Here is a 19084-nt window from a genome sequence, read left to right on the forward strand (position 1 = left end):
GCAGGCCCCCTCCCCCCGCAAGGGGTGAGGGATCGGTGTCTCACGAGGGTTGAGCCATGACCGACATCGCCCTCCCCGCCATCGCGAACACCGCGACCGCATCGGCATCGACCACAAGCCTCACGGCCAAGACGCGCCGGCGCCGGGTGCTGGCTTATCTTCAGGCCGCCCCGATGGCGCTGGTGTTTCTGGTGTTTTTCGTGGTGCCGCTGGCGCTGACCTTGATCGTCAGCTTCTGGTCGTACAACGAGTACGAAATCATCCCGGCGTTCACGGTGCAGAACTACATCGACGTGTTCGAGGGCTGCCTCAACACGGCCGATGCCTGCACCACCGTTCGGACCTACCTGTCGACCCTGAAGTTCTGCGCCCTGACCTGGGCCTGCACCCTCGTGATCGGCTTCACGGTGGCGTACTTCGTCGCCTTCCACGTCCGCTCGAAGACGATGCAGATGGCGCTGTTCCTCGTCTGCACCATTCCGTTCTGGACCTCGAACGTGATCCGGATGATCTCCTGGATCCCACTGCTCGGCCGCAACGGCCTCGTCAACGACACGCTGATGGGACTGGGCCTGATCCGGGCCCCGATCGAGGGCCTGCTCTATTCCGACTTTTCGGTGGTGCTCGCCTTCGTCCACCTGAACACGGTCTTCATGATCGTGCCGATCTTCAACAGCATGGCGCGCATCGACCGCTCGCTGATCGAGGCGGCCTATGATTCCGGGGCCACCGGATGGCAGACTCTCTGGAACGTGGTGGTACCGCTTGCCAAACCCGGCATCGCCATCGGGTCGATCTTCGTGATCACCTTGGTGATGGGCGATTTCGTCACCGTCGGCGTCATGGGCGGCCAGCAGATCGCCTCGGTCGGCAAGGTCATCCAGGTCCAGATGTCCGCGCTGCAGCTGCCGGCGGCGGCCGCCAATGCCGTGGTGCTGCTCGGCGCCGTGATGCTGATGATCGTGGCGATGACCCGCCTGATCGATCTCCGGAAGGAACTCTGAGTTGAGCGACCGGCCCCGCTCCCCGGCCTTCTACGCGTTAGCGGCGTTCTTCGCCCTGTTCGTCGCCTTTCTGTACGGGCCGACGCTGACCATCCTCGTCCTCAGCTTTCAGGGACCGCAGGGTGGCTTGACCTTTCCAATGAACGGCGTCTCGACGCACTGGTTCGGAAAGCTCTGGGCGGGCCTCGGCATTGTCGACATCTGGGGGGCGCTGTGGCGCTCGCTCCGCCTCGGCCTCGTGGTGATGGGCCTTACCGTCGTGATCGCGTTCTACGCCGGCCTCGCCTTCCGCAAGCGCTTCCGGGGCGAGGGCATGCTGTTCACGATTGCCGTGGCGAGCCTGATCGTGCCGTCCATCGTGGTCTCCCTCGGCATCGGCCTGGAATTCCGTCTCCTCGACGACGCCGTCAACTGGGCCGCGGCCGCGACCGGCTGGGGCTGGCTGCAGGAGCACGGCACCCTGATGGGGCTCTACACCTCGGCGCTGGGCGCACACCTGACTTGGACGCTGCCCTTCGGTCTCCTGATCATGTTTGCGGTCTTCAACCGGTTCGATCCGGCCTACGAAGAGGCCGCCCGTGATCTTGGCGCCACCGGTTCCCAGACCCTGCGCCACGTGGTGGTGCCGATCCTGGGGCCGTCCCTGGTCGGCGTCGCCCTGTTCGGCTTTACCCTGTCCTTCGATGAACTCGCCCGCACCAGCCAAGCCATCGGCGGCCGCAATACTCTGCCGCTGGAACTGCAGGGCCTCACCACCACCGTGACCACGCCGGAGATCTATGCGCTCGGCACCCTTACCACCGGCATGTCGCTGGCAGTGATCGGTCTGGCGCTGGGGACAAGCCTATACCTCCAGCGGCGCAAGGCGAGGGCTGGCTTGCGGCTGGGGTGACGTCGGAGGCCCGGGGCGCATCGCCCTCGCAGACCGACATTCGCCGCGGCGTTCCTCACGCGGGATCAGCGATCGCATCGACCGATTTGCCTGTCGAAACTCACGCGTAGCACCACGTCATCCCGGACCCGCGGAGCGGAGCCCGGGATCCAAAAACGCAGGTCGTGCAAGATTTTACACCGTCGGCGGCTCTGGATTCCGGGCTCGCCTGCGGCGCCGCGGAATGACGATGCGCCATGTTTCACTGTCGCATTGGCACGAAGCTCTCTCTCTGCCTGCAAACGCCGCCTGCCCGGAGACGGCAGGTCTGTGACCTCAAGTTCGCGTTACGAAACCCCTTCCAGTACCGGTGCTTTGTCCGCCTGGAAGGCCGCGTGCGCCACATCCGTGCGCCAGCAGGCGGCGCGGTGGCTGGGCTCCACGTCCACGTAAGCAGGCGCCTCGATCCGGCAGCGTTCCTCCGCAAGAAAGCAGCGCGGCGCGAAGGGGCAGCCCGGCGGGCGATTGGCCAGATCGGGAGGGCTGCCCGGAATCGTCTTGAGGCGCGTGCCCTTGGCGAGCGCTCCGTCGGCGCGGCTGCGCAGGAGGCCAATCGTATAAGGATGGTGTGGATTCAGCACCACGTCACGGGCGGAGCCTTCCTCGACGATGCGGCCGGCATACATGACGGCAATCCGGTCGGCGACCTCCACGGCGGCGCCGAGATCGTGCGTGACGAAGATCGTCGAGAGGCCGAGTTCGGCCTGCAACTCGCGGAGCAGCAGCAGGATCTGGATCTGCACCGTGGCGTCCAGCGCCGTGGTCGGTTCGTCGGCGAGCAGGACCTGGGGTCGGCAGGCGAGCGCCAGGGCGATCATCGCGCGCTGGCGCATGCCCCCCGACATCTCGTGCGGATAGGCGTCGAGGCGCCGCTCCGGGCTCGGAATGCGCACCCGCTCGAACAGTTGCAAGGCACGCTGGCGTGCCGCCCCGGCGCTGATCCGCTCGTGCTGGCGGATCGCCTCGGTGATCTGCTGGCCGACGGTATAGACCGGGTCGAGGGCCAGCAGCGGTTCCTGGAAGATCATCGCCACAGCGCGGCCGCGGAGCGCCCGCAGGGCCTTGGGCGACATCGCCATGACGTCCGCGCCACCGACCCGGATCTCGCCGCCGATCCTGGTCTTGCGCTCCGGGTTCAGGCGCATGATCGCCCGCAGGGTCACGCTCTTGCCGGAGCCGGATTCACCGATCAGCGCTACCGCTTGGCCGCGCTCCAGAGTGAGGTCCACGCCGTCGACGGCCTCGACCACGCCGCCGAATACGACCGTCAGACCCCGGATCGCGACCGCGGGTTCGGATGCGCTCATGCGGCGACCCTCCGGGCTTGTGCCAGGGAATGCCCCGAGTTCGGCTGGCGGGCGAGGCAGGCGACCCGATGGATGGAATCGAGGGCGTCCAACGGCGGAACCGTGCCGCGACAGACGGGCTCCACCAGCGCGCAGCGCGGATGGAAGCGGCACCCGGCGGGCGGGTCGATCGGGTTCGGCGGGTCGCCGGCGAGCGGCGCCACTTGCGTGCGCGCATCCGGGTCCATCGAGGGCATCGAGGACAGGAGGGCCGCCGTGTAGGGGTGGGCGGGGGCGGCCAGCACCGTGTCCGCCGGCCCGATCTCCACCACCTGGCCGAGATACATCACCGCCACCCTGTCGCAGATGAAGCGCACGACATTGAGGTCGTGACTGATGAACAGGTAGGTGAGGTTGAACTCCTGCTTCAGGTCCATCAGCAGGTTCAGCACCTGTGCCTCCACCGACTTGTCGAGGGCGGACACGGCTTCGTCGAGGACCACGAGACGCGGCTCGAGAGCCAGCGCGCGGGCGATGTTCACCCGCTGGCGCTGGCCGCCGGACAACTCGTGCGGATAGCGCGCGGCAAAGCGCGCCGGCTCCAACCCGACCCGAGCGAGCAGGCTGCGGGCGCGCTCGATGGTCCGCCGCTTCGGCACCCCGTGCACCCGCGGCCCGAAGGCGATCGAGCCCTCGACGGTCATGCGTGGGTTGAGGGAGGAGTAGCTGTCCTGGAAGACCATCTGGGCCTGAGCGCGGAAGTCGCGCAGCGGAAGCGCACGGCTGCCGATGCGCTCGCCGTCGAACAGCAGGTTTCCCTGATCGTGTGCGATCAGGCCCATGATCAGCCGGGCGGTGGTCGATTTTCCGCAGCCGGATTCGCCGACCACCCCGAGGGTTTCCCCCTTCAGGATCTCGAAATCGACGCCGTCGACAGCGCGTACCACGGCCTTGGCGCCGCCAAAGCCCTTCTTGACCGGAAAATGCTTCACGAGGCCGTCGACCGTGAGAAGCGGCTGAGCCGGCCCCCCCCGGTCGCGGGCGAGCGGAACGGTGGGGCTGCCGATGGGCATGCTCATGCCTTCACCTCCATGGCGGACCGCAATCCGTCGGAGAACAGGTTGAACGAGATCGAGACGATGAAGATGGCCAGTCCCGGCAGGGCCGCGACCATCGGATTCACGTAGATCGCCGTGCGCAGGGTGTTGAGCATCAGGCCCCATTCGGGTTCTGGCGGCTTCACCCCGAGGCCCAGGAAGGACAGGCCCGAGGCCAGGATCATCGATACGCTGATCAAGCTGGTGGCGTAGACGAAGATCGGCCCGAGCACGTTGCCGAGGACCTGCACGCGCAGGATCGTCAGGGTCGAGGCGCCCGACAGCCGGGCCGCGTCGACGTAGTCCCGGGCGCGGATCTGAGTCGTCACGCTCTCGGCCACCCGGGCGATCTGGGGGACGAACACGCAGGTCAGCGACACGATCGAGTTGAAGATGCCGGCCCCCAGCGCCCCCGACAGCGCGATGGCGAGCAGCACGGAGGGAAATGCGAAGAACACGTCCACCGTGCGCATCAGGACGGTGTTGACCCAGCCTCCGACATAGCCAGCCAGGATCCCGATGGCGGACCCGATGATGAACGCCAGGATGACCGGCGTCACACCGATGAACAGCGACAGGCGGCCGCCCAGCATCAGGCGGCTCAGCATGTCGCGGCCGAGTTCGTCGGAGCCGAGGATGTAGGTCGCATCGCCGATCGGCTTCAGGCGCCGCAGCATCGACCCGCGATACGGGTCCATCGGGGTGATCCAGGGCGAGAGCACCGCGATGGCGATGATCGCCAGGATGATGCAGGCGGCCACCATCGCCACGGGATCGCGCAGGAGCTTGTGGCCGACCTGTCCCCAGAACCCCCGCGACGGCACGAAGGCGTCCGCCGCGGCCGGTGCCGGGGCGGCTCCGCCGGCAATGTCGAGGACCGGCGCTGCGGCCTGTGTCGCGAGTGCCATCAGCCCCTCTCGATGCGCGGGTCGAGCGCCGTCTGCACGACGTCGACGATGAGGTTGAGGGCGACGAAGAACATCGCCAGGACGAGGATCGAGCCCTGAAGCAACGGCAGGTCGCGCTGGAAGATCGCGGCATTCAGGAGGAAGCCGGTGCCGGGCCAGGCGAACACGGTCTCGATCAGGATCGAGCCGCCGAGGAGGTAGCCGAGCTGCAAGCCCATGATGGCGAGTGCCGTCGGCGCGGCGTTCTTCACCACGTGCTTGAACACGCCGAACTCGCTCATGCCCTTGGCCCGGAGCGCGCCGACGAAGTCCTGGGCGAGGATGTCGCCGACTAGGGCGCGGATCGTGCGGGCGATGACACCCATGGGGATCACTGACATCGTGAGGGCCGGCAGGATGATGTAGCGCAGATGGTCGAAATCGGGTCGCCAGTTACCCGAGCCATCCGGGCCGGCGCCGGTCGGCGGCAGCCATCCGAGCTGGGCCGAGAACACGATCACCAGCACCATGCCGAGCCAGTAATGCGGCACGCTCACCCCGAAGACCGAGACCGCCGAGGCGAGCCGGTCCAGGATCGAATTGCGGAAATAGCCGGCGACGAAGCCGAACAGGCAGCCGAAGGTGAAGCCGATCAGCGTCGCTACGGAGGCCAGAATCAGGCTGTTGACCACTGCCCGGCCGACTTCCTGCACCACGGGACGGCCGGTGGCGATGGAGGTGCCGAGGTCGCCCTGGAGCACGTGCCAGAGCCAGATCACGTACTGCACCGGCAGCGGCTTGTCGTAGCCGTAGGCCGCCCGCATGGCGTCGATGGTCTCCTGCGTGGCGTCCACCGGGAGCACGGCGCTCAAGGGGTCGCCGGGGGCGAGGTGAACCAGCATGAAGCAGACGACGCTCACGCCGAGCGCCACGGGCGTGACGGTGAGCAGGCGCTGGACAATGAATTTCAGCATGAGCGCATCCGAATTTCCTCTCGGGTTACGCGGCCCTCCTCCCCCTGTAGGGAGGAGTTGGAGGTGGAGGTGGCTCCGCCGGCCTCCGCACCGTGAGGGTCACCCAACCACCCCCACCCTCAAGCCCTCCCCACAAGGGGGAGGGAGGCGTGTTCAGCCCATGATCCGTCGCATCACTTGCCCATTGAGATCGGCGAGAAGTCCTGGAACCAGTTCTGCGCCTGCACGAAGCCCTTCACCTTGGGACTCATGGCGCGCGGGTTGGTGTCGTGGGCCACCATCAGGAACAGAGCTTCGTTGACGTACTTCTCGTGGACCTTCTCCAGGACCTTGGTCTGCTCGGCCGGATCGAAGGTGGTGCGGACCTGATCGAACAGCTTGTCCATCTCAGGGTCGCAGTAATAGCCCCAGTTGGTACCGTTTGGCGCCGCCAGGTTACATTGCAGATGCCGGATGAAACCGGTGAAGGGGTCCTGGATGAAGTAGGAGAAGTTGATGCCCGTCGCCTTGCGCGACATGTCGGACTTAGCGCCGGCGCGCCACAGGTTAATCAGCGTGTTCCACTCGACCACTTCGAATTCGACCTTGATGCCGACATCCGCGAGGTTCTGCTGGATGAATTCGTTCATCGGCAGAGGCTGCATCTGGCCAGAGCCCGAGGGCGCGATCAGGATCTTGGTGACGATGGGTTTGTTGGGGCCGTAGCCGGCCTCGGCCAGCAGCTTCTTGGCGGCCTCCGGATCGTAGGTCGGCTTGAAGGTGGGCTTGCCGAACCAGGCCGAGCCCGGCGGCATAAAGCCTTGCGCCGGGATCATCAGACCGTTGAGCAACTCCTTCATGCCTTCCCGGTCGATGGCGAGGTTGGCCGCCTTGCGGACGCGGATGTCGTTCCAGGGCGAGCCCTCGACGCGTGAGAGGTGCCAGGTCCAGTTGTGCGGGTAGGCGTTGGTCACGATGCCGAAACCGGCAGCTTTGAGCGAGGCGACGGCGTCCGGCGGGGGCGCCTCGATCCAGTCGACCTGACCGGACCGGAGGGCGGCGACGCGGGCATTGGCCTCGGGCAGCGGCACCAGCACCAGCTTATCGAGCTTCGGCACCCGTGCCTTGTCCCAGTACTCCTTGTTCGGCGCCATTTCGGCGCGTTCGCGTGGGGCGAATAGGGTCAGCTTCCACGGACCCGTACCCGAGGGGGTCTTGGCGAACGCGTCCCAGCTCTTGCCGAGCTTGTCCCATTGGGCCGGCGACGAGATCATGATCCAGGCGATCTGGTAGGGCAGCGTCGCGTCCGGGTTCTTGGTGATGACCTCGAGGGTGGTCGGATCGATGGCGCGGTAGCTGGCGACGGCCGGGATGCGCGAGCGTCCCTGGGCCGACTGGCGCGGATCGAATTGCGGCGCGTCGGTCTTCAAGAGCTTGTCGAGGTTCCAGACCACCGACTCCGCCGTGAAGGGCGAGCCGTCATGAAAGGTCACGCCCTCGCGCAGCTTGAACGTCCACTTGGTGTTGTCGGCGGGATCGACGGTCCAGCTGGTGGCGAGGCCCGGCACCAGCACCGACGGCTTCGTTGCGGAGGAGAGGTCCCAATTGATCAGCCCGTCATAGACGGTGTAGCCCATGAACCGCATGCCCTCGCCGCCATTGTCGGCCTGACCGGTCGTCAACGGGATATCTGAGGCGGTCATGCCGATCTTGAGGACGCCCTGGGCCAGAGCGGCAGGCATCATCGCGCCGGACAGCAGGGCCGCTGCGAGGAGGCGGGACTTCGACCAACGAGAGACTGGAGCAAACATGCGACGGGAGGTTTCCTGGGGGAGCCAGCGGCTGACGAAGCCGTGAATGCAAACCGCCGGCCAACCCGTCTGACGTCCGCGGAGTCGTGAGGACGATCGACCGTGACGCCGTCTTCGGCACTTGCTCATTCAGACGTCGCGATAGGTTGCTCAGGTAGGAGGCAACCCCGTCGGTACGGCGCTTGTATGGCTCCGATCCGGCTCAAAATTTCGGAGCCCAAGCGCAATCCGGCCATTTAGGCGCAGCAAGTGCCTCAATAATAAGCATTTCTGTCGATGCTGGGGCCCACAGATCCGGACCGTCAGAACGACCGTTTCATCCCGCCGACGACGTTGCGCGGCGCTCCGGCGAAGATCGAGCCCGTGGTGGCCGAGAGAACATCCGCGCCGCTCTCCAAACCTGTGACGCGATTGAGCGAGCTGGCAAGGTTCTGGGCCGACGCGACATAGGTTCTGTCGAGCAGATTGCGAACCTCAAGATAGAGGCTGAGGCGCTTGGCGTAGCCGCCCGCCAAGTCCGTCGCGTAGTGAAGATTGGCGTTGAGGAGGGCGTAGCCCGGCACCCTGAGTTGGTTTCCATTGTCGATGAAGACGCCGTCCTGCACCACGGTTTCGAGAAAGGCCCCGACCCCGTTGAAGAGGCCGCCGACCTGCTCGTACCCCACCCGGGCCAGGACTTGGTGCTGCGGAACTCCGGGAATGAACTTTCCGGCCCGATTGAGGCGGGCCGCGAACGCTCCCGTGCTCACCGACTCGGAGAAGCGCGTGTAGATCTGGTTGTCGAAGGTATAGGCCAGCGTTCCGCGCCAACCGGGGGCGAAGGCCCATTCGCCGCCGAGTTCGAGCCCGCGATGTTCGGAGGCCGGTGCGTTGACGAAGGAGCTCAACCGTCCGCCGCCCGGAGCTTGCGACAGGAGTTCGTTGCGAAAGAACTCGTAGAAGCCCGTGAGGCTGACGCGCAGGGATGCCGCCGGCGTCCAGTCGGCCCCGAGATCGAAGCCGAGGTTCTCCTGTGCCTGGAGTTGGGTGTTGTTGCCAGGGAGGCCGGCGCTCGTGACGAAGAGATTGCTGCCCGTCGGCGTCGCGTAGCCCGAAGCGACCCGGGCGCGGATACTCCAGGGCTCCCCCGCTCGGAAAACCAGAGCAAGCTCCGGTGCGACGTTGAGGAAACTCCGCGAGGCGTCGATCACCGCCGCCGTGCGGCCGGTCGCACCGTAACCGTAGGCGACGTTCCGCCCGGTAATGGTGGTGTTCGTCGCGCTGAACCCGAGAATGCCGATCCAGGACTCGGACAGGGCCACCTCCGTGCGGGCGCGGCCGCCGAGATTGCTCTGGTCGCCGCGGAGATCGCCGATCTGCGCTCCCAGGGCGGGACCCTGCCCCAGAGTGCGGTTGAAGGTGGTGAGATGGTTGACAAGAATATCAGTGTTGAAGGCGATGTATCCGATTGCCGGTCGACCCATCAGATCGTAACGGCTCGTCAGATCGGTGAGGACGGTCAGGGACGGATAGGACCCGCGAAAGGCCGAGGTGTAGAACGGCTGATCGAAGTTGCGCTCGTCGAAGCCAAGCTGAGTCCGCCAGGTGGTTTGACCCTCGAAATCGTGCTCCCAGCGCAGAGCCACGACCGTGCGTCGATCGTCGCGCCCGAACGCGCCCTCGGGGGCGGTGACCGGCACGGTGGCGCCGAAGGCCCCGTTGCGCAGCAGGTTCGTGAGCGTGCAGCCCGGCGCCGCCGTCGCAGCGACGGCGCAGCCGCGTTGATAGGGGTTGAGCCGGTACTGGTCGAGGGAGGAGCGGGCGGGCAGCTCCGTTCTGAGCTGATTGTTGATCACCTTCAGCGTGAAGCGGTTGTCCGGCGTTGGGGTGTAGCTCGCCAGCACATTGATGGTCTGCGTGTCGTAGGCGCTGTGGTCCTGATAGCCATCCGCTCGCACATTGCTGGCGAACAGGCTGATCTCGATGGGCCCGCTGACGCCGCCGGCGGTGAAGGCGTTGCTCAGGGAGCCGAAGCTGCCCGCATCGGTGCCGATCTCATAACCGTCGATCTCCCGCCCGGTCCGGGTGCGGAAGGCCAGGGCGCCGCCGGTGGCGTAGTTGCCGAACAGGGCCGATTGCGGCCCCCGGAACACGTCGATGCGTCCGTAGGCACGCGGGTCCACGAGGTCGAAGCGCGAGGCGCCGTCCGGCTGGGTCAGAACGAATCCGTCCTCCAGCACGACCATGTTGCGGATGACGCCGGTGGACCGGGCATTGTTGCCGCGGATGGAGATGACGACGTCGCGGCCGCCATTGCCCTGGCGCACGCTGACGCCCGGGCTGTCGAGGAGCACCGATCCAATGCTGGTCGCCGCACGTTCGACGATGGTGCCGGGCCCCGCGATGCGGTTCGCGGCCGCTCCCGCCGGCTGCTCGATCACGCCCGGCGCTGACCCGGGCGGAGCCGACCCGGCGAACGGCACGGCGTTACGGGACTCACCCGCGACCGCGAGTTCCTCCAGGACGATACCGTCGGCCGCCGCTTCGGCCAGGACGACGACCGGTTGCAAGATCAGGGTCGGCACCGCTGTCAGCACCGCGAGCCATGCGGCTCCCCCGATGGCACCGGGCGGCATCGCCGGGCACCGGCAGTCAGGGGAGAGAGCGGCCATGTTGTGTCTCGACCACCAAGGGCCCGCGGGTGACGCCGCGCCGTGTGGGTCGGCGGGGAAACGCGGGCTGTCGCGGCCAGGATTCGAACGGGTGTTCGGCCGGCAGGCACATCCTAAAGTATGGAGGTGTGTTGTAACCCCTGATTCGGTTGTGGCGACAGCGCATGCAGCGGAGTGTGGCGCATGCATCACGCCGGCAGATGGATGGCCGTGGCCTCTTCAGGACGCGGCGTCGTCACAATCGCCGGGATCGCCCACGCATGCGCTCCTCTCACGGTCCAGGAGATCGCGTTTGCGGCCAACGCCCCAGCGATAGCCGGAGAGCGACCCATCCGACCGCACCACGCGATGGCACGGGATGGCAACCGCCAGCCGGTTGGACCCGCAGGCCAGTGCCACCGCACGTGTGGCCTTGGGCGATCCAATGGCCCGGGCGACCTCCGCATAGGTTGTCGTGGTACCGACCGGCACCGCCCGTAGGGCTTGCCAGACCCGTTGCTGAAAGGCGGTGCCGCCGATATCGAGGGGCAACTCCAGCCCGAGGCCGGGCGCCTCGACGAAGCCAACGACCTGCGCCACCCAACCGTCGAACTCGGGGTCGCCGGCCGAGAGCGTGGCCTTGGGAAACCGGTCCTCCAGGTCGCGCATCAGGGCTTCGGGATCGTCCCCGAGGAGGATCGCGCAGACTCCCCGGGCCGTGGCCGCGACCAGAATCGCCCCGAGCGAACATTGCCCCACCGCGAACCGGATCGCGATGCCGGTCCCACCCTTCCGGTAGGTCGACGGGCTCATGCCGAGCCGCTGCGTGTCCTGCGCATAGAAGCGGCTCGCCGCATTGTACCCAGCTTCGAACACGGCTTCGGTGACCGAACCGGCCTGCGGCAGGCTTCGCGCCAAGCGCTCCACGCGCTTCGCGTCCGCGTACGCCTTCGGGGTGATCCCGGTGCTGGCGCGAAACACCCGGTGAAAATGAAATGCGCTCATTCCGGCCGCCTTCGCCAGCACATCGAGGGAGGGGATGCCGTCCGACGCTTCGATCATCCGACAGACCCGGATGACGGCCTCGATCTGCCGGTCGGCCAAGGCCGCCTCATTGGGCCGACAGCGCCGGCAGGGGCGGAACCCCGCCGCTTCGGCCTCGGCGCAGGTCGCGTGAAAGCTGACGTTGCCGGGTTTCGCTGGGCGTGCGGCACAGCTCGGGCGGCAATACACGCCGGTGGTGCGGACCGCATACACGAAACGGCCATCGGCCCGGGCATCGCGGGTCGCCAGAGCCGTCCAGCGTGCCGCATCCTCGACCTCGGGAAGCGTCGGCGTGGGCTCCGCTTTGACCCGCTGCATGACGATGCGTGCTCCGTTCTCCGCGAGTGACCCGAAGCGGCGTCCCCCGACGCTCGGACCTTAGCCCCGATCCGACCCGGACCGCATCCCGATCCTTGCTGCCGAATTCTACACCGCAACGGCGGTCCGCCGCTTAGCGGGCCGAACTGATGCTTGCCCGATGCCTTCCGCTGGAATTCCCTTAGGACCCGGCTCCGTATGCGGTTGTGCTTCGTCGGACCGCACCCGGATCGCGAAGAGCATCACCGAGTGCGTCGTCGGCCAGGCCATTCGAGACCTCACCGCCGTAGACGCAAACAACCTGAAGCTGCGGAACCTTCTCGATGACATGGGCCTAAACTTGGCTCGGGACCCGGAGCAGGATCATCGCTGCATTTCGGGTGAGAATGCTCGCCGGCTGCGAGCACTCCAGCGCCACTAGGCCGAGCGTGCGCGTGACGTTGGCATCCGTCCCCGACTGCGTGGCCGAGTGCTCGCAACGGCCCCCCCGAAATTCCTGACGGGGCGCTGTCCGGTGACTCCTTGGTTCGGTTTATCACGGAGGCCGGGGGCCTCGACCGGGCAAAATCCTCCTGGGGCACTCGGAGCGTGTCTGAATCGCCAGCGTACACCGCGACCGGTCGCGCTGATTCTCTTCCGCGCGACCAAACACTCGCAGGCCTTCATTCCCGGAAGCGATTCATGATGAACATTTCACTCCTTTCCGGTGCCACGATGACCTGACCGGCGTTCGTTGGGTTGCGGCAGCTGTTGTCGCGCGTCTCAAGGGTTGGGCTGCTTCATGTCTCGGTTCACGTCGGGGACCAGAGCCGCGATCTCGCCGCTGCAACCCGGCCTTAGTGAACGTGAAACTCGGCCTGGAGCGGCAGGGCCAGGAGCGCAACGCCTTTAAGGTTGAGGTCGCTTGCCCATCCTTGATCGGAGACGCCATCCCCCGGCTTGAGGGCCGGCTCTGCGGGCTGATTTCGTTGATCCAGAACGAGGTACGGGCGACCTGTAAGAAGGTGCTTGACGCAGTCCTGGAGAGCCGCCCGCACGGGAAGGCTTTTGGCAGGCGCCACGTCTGCTCAGACGGCCTGTTGCGTCCAGGCAATATCGCATGCTGCGCGCACGCCTTAAGACGAGCGGAATGGTTGTCTCTTCGCCTGAACGATTCGGAATGATCCATGCGTAGGAAGTCGACCCCTCCCGCTGATTTCGACGCGGATTGGTACGCGAACGAATATCCGGACGTCGCCACTGCTATCGCGGCGGGACACTTGGCCGGCGCCTATCAGCACTACGTTTTGTTCGGAAAAGACGAGGGGCGAAAACCGAACGGTGCCGACTCGGACAGGGCCGCGGCTCAATTTCGGGCGATGCGCGACGCCCACGGGGGAGAGCATTACCTGACGCCCGGTGACCTCGCCGTCACCAGAGTGAGTGCCAACAGAATCCTGCTGATTGGGTCATGCTTTCTTGAGCCGATCGCCGGACACGCGTCCGATGCGCTGGATGGAACGCGCGATTTCTGGCTCGCGAACTTTCACGCCAAGCTCCCCGACGCAATGCCGCATCCGGCACCTGACTACGACTTGATCGTTCTGCAGATCCCGTTCCGCGGCCTTCTTCCCGCGAATGCAATTTGGTCGCTCGACTACGACGACGAGGCGGGCCACCACCGCGTGTTCGAGCACGCGTGTCGGATGATCGACGACTACGTTGCCGAAAATCTCAAATGGACGTTGGCCCACGGCATCCCGACCCTCGTCTGCAATCTTATGGTGCCGCAATCTGACCTGACGGGACGCCTTCTGCCCAGGTACGATCTGCGCAACACGATGTATTTCGTCGAGGAGTTGAACCGGCATATAGGCCGGACGATTCAGCAATACGCCAACGTCTACCTGCTCGACGTCGACAAGGTCTCGGCTTCGTTGGGGCGCCGATATGCGCAGGATGACGGGGTCTTTTGGTTCACCCACAGCTCGCTCATGCCGATGGGTTCGGATCAGGATGTCCGCATCGAGCCGATGGCTCACGTCTATGAGCACTATCACACCGACCTTCCGAAATTTATGAGCGCGCTCTGGCAGGAAATTGCTGCGTCCTACCGGACCCTCCGGGCGGCCGATGCCGTCAAGCTGGTGGTCGTCGACCTTGACGATACGCTCTGGCGCGGTGTGAGCGGCGACGACGCGGTGATTGGCCCCGAGATGATCGAAGGGTGGCCCCTCGGCATCATCGAGACGCTGATGCACCTGAAAAAGCGCGGCGTGATGCTCGGCATCATCAGCAAGAACGACGAGGCCCGCATCCGCTCGATCTGGCCGCGCATCTTCGGATCGCACATGTCGCTCGACGATTTTGCCGTCGTACGGATCAATTGGACTCCCAAATCCGAGAACATGGCTGCGATCCTACGCGCAGTGAACGTGCTTCCCCATTCCGTGGTCTACGTCGACGACAACCCGGTCGAGCGCGCCGAGATGGCCCACGCCTATCCTGGCATACGGGTCCTGGGCCGCTATCCGTTCTATCTCCGGCGGACACTCGCGTGGGCACCGGAAACCCAGGTCGCCAGCATCACCGACGAGTCGGGCCGTCGAACGCAGATGATCCAATCCCAGGTCGTGCGCGAGGAAGCCCGGGCGACGCTGCCCCGATCCGTGTTCCTCGCTACGCTGGAGATTGAGGTTTCGGTCTTCCCGGTGTCCTATGGTTCGGCTCGGTTCGCGAGGGCTTTCGAACTTATCAATAAAACCAACCAGTTCAACACGACGGGGCGGCGGTGGTCGGCCGATGCGATCAAGGCGGCGATGGACGCCGGCATGACCTTGGAGGCCTTCGAGGTTCGCGATCGTCTGACCAGCTATGGCTTGGTGGGGGTATGCTTGCGATCGAGGCGGAACATCGACCAGTTCGTGATGAGCTGCCGAGTGAACGGACTCGACGTCGAGATGGCTGCCCTCGCTACGATCCTGGCCGCTATCCCCGGCGACGAGGTGGTAACGGCCACGTTCAAGGAGACGCCATCAAACCTGCTGTGCCGAGATTTTTGGTCACGATGCGGGTTCACGATGGCGGGCGACGAGTGGCGGCTCCACCCGCAGAACCGTCCGTCCATTCCGGCGTTCATCCGCGTGGCGAATACGTCTAGATAACAGGCGCTGAGCGATCGGGCGGATTACACACGGGGCGTGTTCTCGCCAGCCTCAAGCATTCGGGCCAACCGCGCCATGCTCACGGCGATCCCGCGTGCGTCTTCAACCCCCGATGCTTCGGCGAATTTGACGAGTTGCCAGGGCGACGGGAGACGAAGGGGTTCGGGCGTGCTTACGAACCTAGATATGGCTGATACCGAACCTCAATCGGGTTCGCAGAACCTACGCTCACTTATCGCAGGTTTATCTCCCGGCAGGCAAAAACCTGTGACATGAAGGAGATAGATGGTGGGCGCGACAGGGATCGAACCTGTGACCCCTACCATGTCAAGGTAGTGCTCTCCCGCTGAGCTACGCGCCCTCACCGGTGCCGTCCGGCGCCGATGGAGGGGGCTATAGCGTGGGGTTTCGGGGGGCGCAAGGCCCCTGCGGAGTGGAATCTCGCGGGGGATTCGGAGAGTTGGGCCGTGTTCAGCCGAGGGCGCTGCACCGGCATCAAAAATGCGGTAAGCCGGCGCGCCTACCCGGGGAGCGACGGGGACGTCGCCTCGGAGATCGGGGTCGCATCGTGCGATTCTACTTCCGGGTCAGGGAGAGTTCCGCGCTAGGTCAAGCTTCGGGATAACGGTTGGGGAATGCGGTTCTACGTCGATTATGATCTGGGGCACCTCGTCCGGGGCTGGGTCGTGCCTGACAACCCCATGGCGATCAGCCGCGTCCGTGTGGTCGTCGACGGCCGTCGGGTCACCGACCTCGAGGCCACGATCACGGATGAATCGATCCGCGCACAGGGCTGGCACGCCACCGGCCGCTGCATCTTCGAGGCCACCGAGGCCGAGGTTCCGGGGATCAGCGCGGCGCAGCGCGTGGAGATCTACGATGCCGACACCAACGTGCTCGTTTATCGACGCGCGCCGCGCCCGGACGTCATCCGCGGCAAGGTGCTCCTCGTCGATACCAGCATCAACAGCGACAGCGCCCTCCAGTCGATTTTGTTCGAACGGTTCCAGCAGAGCTACTTCGGCATCGGCAAGCTCTCGGACGAGGTCTTGCGGGTGCTGTTCGAGAGCCCCTGGCTGACCTCGTCATTCCTGTCGGGCGCGATCGTCGTGCCGCGCTACGAGGGCTTTTTCAGCGGCGAGAACTTCCTCACCACCGCCCTGGTCCACGATCCCTTCATCGAGATGGCGAGCCGTTTGCGCTGGTTGAAGGCGCGGACTGCGATCGGCGCGGATCCGGCGCAGGCCTGGCGCTTGGGGATCATGGCCGAGGCTGCCGCCTTCACCGCCGATTACGATTTCGCGGATGGCAAGAGCCTCAAGCGCTTCTTCCGGATGCTTCCCGAAGGCGCCTACCGGCTGCTCTACAATCCCCTCACCCGGCAATTCGGCACCAAGCTGCCGGATGACCGCCTGCTGCCGGGCAATTCGATCGTGGCGATCGAGATTCTCGCCCGCATCGGCATCGTCGGACATCGCGATTATTTCGAGGCCTTCGCCGCCACGCTGTTCGATCGCCTCGGGGTCGATGCCCCGATCCCCATGCCCGCGCCGATCCCGACCGAGACGCTGGCCCTCGCCGAGCGCCTGCGTCACCTGAAGTTCGCCCAGGAGATGTTGGTGTTCGACATCGCCATGACGGACGCGGTGCGGGATGCGGTGAGCCGGGGATGGGATCGCTGACCATGGGCGCGATGCCACCTGCAGCCGCCCTCCCCCGGCCTGGCACGGGCTGGCTCATATGCGCCCTCAGGCCCCCGGTCATGCGTGACCTCGTGCCGGACGGACCTGCCTTCGACCTTGATTTGGGGACGGCCGATCTCGGGGGGGGCTGGGCGACGATCCGTTTCCGGGATGTGGGCAGCGCTGGTGTCTGCCGTCTGGTTCTCAGTGCGCGGTTCGTTGGTCCCGACGGACAGACCGGCCTCGTGGCTCTGTCCGAGGACGCCGAGGGCGGCGACCGCTTCTCCTGGACCGGGCGTCTGCCCGACGGTCTGAGCGCTCTGCGGCTGTCACCCCTGTCACGCGAGACGCCGTTTCGGCTCGACGGATTGATCATCCGGCGCAGGAGCCCGCTCGCCCTGATCGCCCTTGGCTTGCGCCGGAACCCGGCTCTGGCGGCCCGCGCCGCGTACTGGCGCGCCCTCGGCCTCAAGGTCCGCGGCCGCGCCCTGCTTCTGCGCGCCCTGAACGACCGATGCGAGACCGGCTATGAGACCTGGGTCGCCCGTTTCGACACCCTGACGGATGCCGACCGCAGCCGCATCCGTGACGAGATCGCAGCCTGGGTCGACCCGCCGCGGATTTCGGTGGTGATGCCGGTCCACGATCCCGCGCCGCGCATTCTGGACGCCGCCATCCACTCGGTTCGGGCTCAGCTCTATCCGAATTGGGATCTCTGCATCACCGACGATGCCTCGACCGATCCGGCAATTCCCCGCCTCCTCGCCCGCCATGCCGCGGACGATCCGCGTATTCGCGTCCGCCGCCGGCCCGAGAACGGGCATATCGCCCGTGCGACCAACGACGCCCTCGCGGAGGCGAGCGGAGAGTTCGTAGCTTTCCTCGATCACGACGACGTGTTGGCCGAGGCGGCGCTCTACCACGTCGCCGGTACGATCCGCGCTGCGCCGGACCTCGTGCTGATCTACAGCGACGAGGACAAGATCGATGGACGCGGGCGCCGGTTCGAGCCTCACTTCAAATCGGGGTTCGACCGCGAACTCCTCTATGGCCAGAATTACATCAACCATCTCACGGTGATCCGGGCCGACGCGATCCGGGCGGCGGGCGGTCTGCGACCCGGGTTCGAAGGGAGCCAGGATCACGACCTCCTCCTGCGGGTCACCGCCCGGCTGGCACCTGAACGCATCCGGCACATCCCGCGCGTGCTCTATCACTGGCGTGCCGCCGGTGGCTCGGGCACCTTCTCGGACCGGGCGTCGGAGCGAACGGAAGTGGCGCGCCTGAGAGCCCTCGCGGAAGTCGTCGCGCCCACGGGGGCGACTGCGACGCGCGGGCCTCTGGGCTTCAACAGGCTGGTCCGTCCGGTCCCGGAACTCGCTCCCCTGGTCTCCGTGATCATTCCGACCCGGGACCGCGCGGATCTGCTGGCCGTCGCCCTCGATGGGCTTCTGTCCGGAACCGCGTACTCGGCGCTCGAAATCCTCATCGTGGACAATGACAGCCAGGATGCGCGGACGCGCGCCCTGTTCGCACGCCATGCCGGGGATGTCCGCGTCCGCGTGCTCCCGGTGCCGGGTCCGTTCAATTTCTCCGCCCTGTCCAACCGAGGGGCGGCAGACGCCCGCGGCGCCCTCCTGCTGTTCCTCAACAACGATATCGAGGTGATCGAGCCGGGCTGGCTCCGCGAGATGGTGTCGATCGCCCTCACGCCCGATATCGGCGCCGTCGGGGCCAAGCTGCTCTATCCCGATCGGACGCTGCAGCATGGAGGGATCGTGCTGGGGATCGGCGGCGTCGCCGGTCACAGCCATCCCGGACTGCCGGACGGCGATCCCGGCTACTTCGCCCGCATGGTCTTGACCCAGGAGGTCTCGGCCGTGACCGGTGCCTGCATGCTCGTGCGGACGGAGGTCTTCGCCGCGAGCGGGGGCTTCGACGCCGAACGCCTCGCCGTGGCGTTCAACGACGTCGATCTCTGCCTGCGCCTGCGGAGGCAGGGATATCGCAATGTGTGGACGCCCCATGCCTGTTTGATTCACCACGAATCGAAGAGCCGCGGTCCCGAGGATACGCCCGAGAAGCGAGCGCGCTTCGAGAGCGAGGTCCGGGTGATGCAGGACCGCTGGGGACCGGAGCTGCGGGCCGATCCCTATTACAATCCCAATCTGTCGCGGGACGCGGCGCGTTACCGCCTCTGATGCTGCGACGCGGCGACAGCGCGTCGCACCGCAAAGTCGCCGTATTCAGCCGCTTAATCCCGATGGCCGCATGCCGCAGCGGCGTCCGCTGTGCCGA

12 protein-coding genes and 1 tRNA gene are annotated in these 19084 nt (G+C 66.1%); 5 read left to right on the top strand and 8 right to left on the bottom strand.

The features are described from left to right. Positions 1-56: 56 nt before the first annotated feature. Both ASF60_RS10055 and ASF60_RS10060 read left to right on the top strand, forming a co-directional pair. A complete protein-coding gene (locus ASF60_RS10055) occupies positions 57-1004 on the top strand; it encodes an ABC transporter permease (protein ID WP_056183951.1) in 948 nt (315 codons plus the stop codon). A gap of 1 nt (position 1005) precedes the next feature. Next, a complete protein-coding gene (locus tag ASF60_RS10060) occupies positions 1006-1896 on the top strand; it encodes an ABC transporter permease (RefSeq protein WP_056183953.1) in 891 nt (296 codons plus the stop codon). 326 nt (positions 1897-2222) lie between these two features. Here ASF60_RS10060 and ASF60_RS10065 read toward each other — a convergent pair whose 3' ends face one another. From ASF60_RS10065 to ada, 7 genes are all read right to left on the bottom strand, one after another. Further along, positions 2223-3242 (bottom strand): ABC transporter ATP-binding protein, encoded by a 1020-nt coding sequence (locus ASF60_RS10065; protein WP_056183956.1) that lies wholly within the window; start codon positions 3240-3242, stop codon positions 2223-2225. Continuing rightward, positions 3239-4300, bottom strand: coding sequence for an ABC transporter ATP-binding protein (locus ASF60_RS10070; RefSeq protein ID WP_056183959.1), 1062 nt, complete (start codon positions 4298-4300; stop codon positions 3239-3241). The genes ASF60_RS10065 and ASF60_RS10070 overlap by 4 nt, the downstream gene beginning before the upstream one ends. Further along, positions 4297-5226 (bottom strand): ABC transporter permease, encoded by a 930-nt coding sequence (locus tag ASF60_RS10075; protein ID WP_056183960.1) that lies wholly within the window; start codon positions 5224-5226, stop codon positions 4297-4299. The genes ASF60_RS10070 and ASF60_RS10075 overlap by 4 nt, the downstream gene beginning before the upstream one ends. Further along, entirely contained in the window at positions 5226-6179 is a 954-nt protein-coding gene (locus ASF60_RS10080) for an ABC transporter permease (protein ID WP_056183962.1), read from the bottom strand. The genes ASF60_RS10075 and ASF60_RS10080 overlap by 1 nt, the downstream gene beginning before the upstream one ends. Before the next feature lie 173 nt (positions 6180-6352). Further along, positions 6353-7969 carry an ABC transporter substrate-binding protein gene (locus tag ASF60_RS10085; protein WP_056183965.1) on the bottom strand — a complete coding sequence of 539 codons (1617 nt, stop codon included), beginning with the start codon at positions 7967-7969 and terminating at the stop codon, positions 6353-6355. Positions 7970-8271: 302 nt separating this feature from the next. Further along, the gene (locus tag ASF60_RS10090) at positions 8272-10584 is read right to left on the bottom strand and encodes a TonB-dependent receptor family protein (protein WP_056183966.1); all 2313 of its coding nucleotides are present in this window, start codon (positions 10582-10584) and stop codon (positions 8272-8274) included. Between the two features lie 255 nt (positions 10585-10839). Next, positions 10840-11961, bottom strand: coding sequence for a bifunctional DNA-binding transcriptional regulator/O6-methylguanine-DNA methyltransferase Ada (ada, locus tag ASF60_RS10095; RefSeq protein ID WP_056183968.1), 1122 nt, complete (start codon positions 11959-11961; stop codon positions 10840-10842). 1166 nt (positions 11962-13127) lie between these two features. On the opposite strand from ada, the gene ASF60_RS10100 reads away from it, so the two are divergent. Continuing rightward, complete coding sequence (locus ASF60_RS10100; RefSeq protein ID WP_056183970.1) at positions 13128-15104, top strand: HAD-IIIC family phosphatase; 1977 nt, start codon at positions 13128-13130, stop codon at positions 15102-15104. A gap of 286 nt (positions 15105-15390) precedes the next feature. On the opposite strand, the gene ASF60_RS10105 is transcribed toward ASF60_RS10100, so the two are convergent. Further along, a tRNA-Val gene (locus tag ASF60_RS10105) sits at positions 15391-15465 on the bottom strand. A gap of 274 nt (positions 15466-15739) precedes the next feature. Here ASF60_RS10105 and ASF60_RS10110 point away from each other — a divergent pair. Both ASF60_RS10110 and ASF60_RS10115 read left to right on the top strand, forming a co-directional pair. After that, a complete protein-coding gene (locus ASF60_RS10110) occupies positions 15740-16786 on the top strand; it encodes a hypothetical protein (RefSeq protein WP_056183971.1) in 1047 nt (348 codons plus the stop codon). Positions 16787-16866: 80 nt separating this feature from the next. Beyond that, a complete protein-coding gene (locus tag ASF60_RS10115; RefSeq protein ID WP_056183973.1) occupies positions 16867-18987 on the top strand; it encodes a glycosyltransferase family 2 protein in 2121 nt (706 codons plus the stop codon). Positions 18988-19084: the final 97 nt, after the last annotated feature.

Source organism: Methylobacterium sp. Leaf113 (assembly GCF_001423325.1).
GTDB lineage: Bacteria > Pseudomonadota > Alphaproteobacteria > Rhizobiales > Beijerinckiaceae > Methylobacterium.

What these genes read in the sequence shown, in the direction of transcription:
- ASF60_RS10055 (WP_056183951.1), top strand. Translation starts at nt 57, where the DNA reads ATGACCGACATCGCCCTCCCCGCCATCGCGAACACCGCGACCGCATCG.
- ASF60_RS10065 (WP_056183956.1), bottom strand. Translation starts at nt 3,242, where the DNA reads ATGAGCGCATCCGAACCCGCGGTCGCGATCCGGGGTCTGACGGTCGTA.
- ASF60_RS10070 (WP_056183959.1), bottom strand. Translation starts at nt 4,300, where the DNA reads ATGAGCATGCCCATCGGCAGCCCCACCGTTCCGCTCGCCCGCGACCGG.
- ASF60_RS10075 (WP_056183960.1), bottom strand. Translation starts at nt 5,226, where the DNA reads ATGGCACTCGCGACACAGGCCGCAGCGCCGGTCCTCGACATTGCCGGC.
- ASF60_RS10080 (WP_056183962.1), bottom strand. Translation starts at nt 6,179, where the DNA reads ATGCTGAAATTCATTGTCCAGCGCCTGCTCACCGTCACGCCCGTGGCG.
- ASF60_RS10085 (WP_056183965.1), bottom strand. Translation starts at nt 7,969, where the DNA reads ATGTTTGCTCCAGTCTCTCGTTGGTCGAAGTCCCGCCTCCTCGCAGCG.
- ASF60_RS10090 (WP_056183966.1), bottom strand. Translation starts at nt 10,584, where the DNA reads ATGCCGCCCGGTGCCATCGGGGGAGCCGCATGGCTCGCGGTGCTGACA.
- ada (WP_056183968.1), bottom strand. Translation starts at nt 11,961, where the DNA reads ATGCAGCGGGTCAAAGCGGAGCCCACGCCGACGCTTCCCGAGGTCGAG.
- ASF60_RS10100 (WP_056183970.1), top strand. Translation starts at nt 13,128, where the DNA reads ATGCGTAGGAAGTCGACCCCTCCCGCTGATTTCGACGCGGATTGGTAC.
- ASF60_RS10110 (WP_056183971.1), top strand. Translation starts at nt 15,740, where the DNA reads ATGCGGTTCTACGTCGATTATGATCTGGGGCACCTCGTCCGGGGCTGG.
- ASF60_RS10115 (WP_056183973.1), top strand. Translation starts at nt 16,867, where the DNA reads ATGCGTGACCTCGTGCCGGACGGACCTGCCTTCGACCTTGATTTGGGG.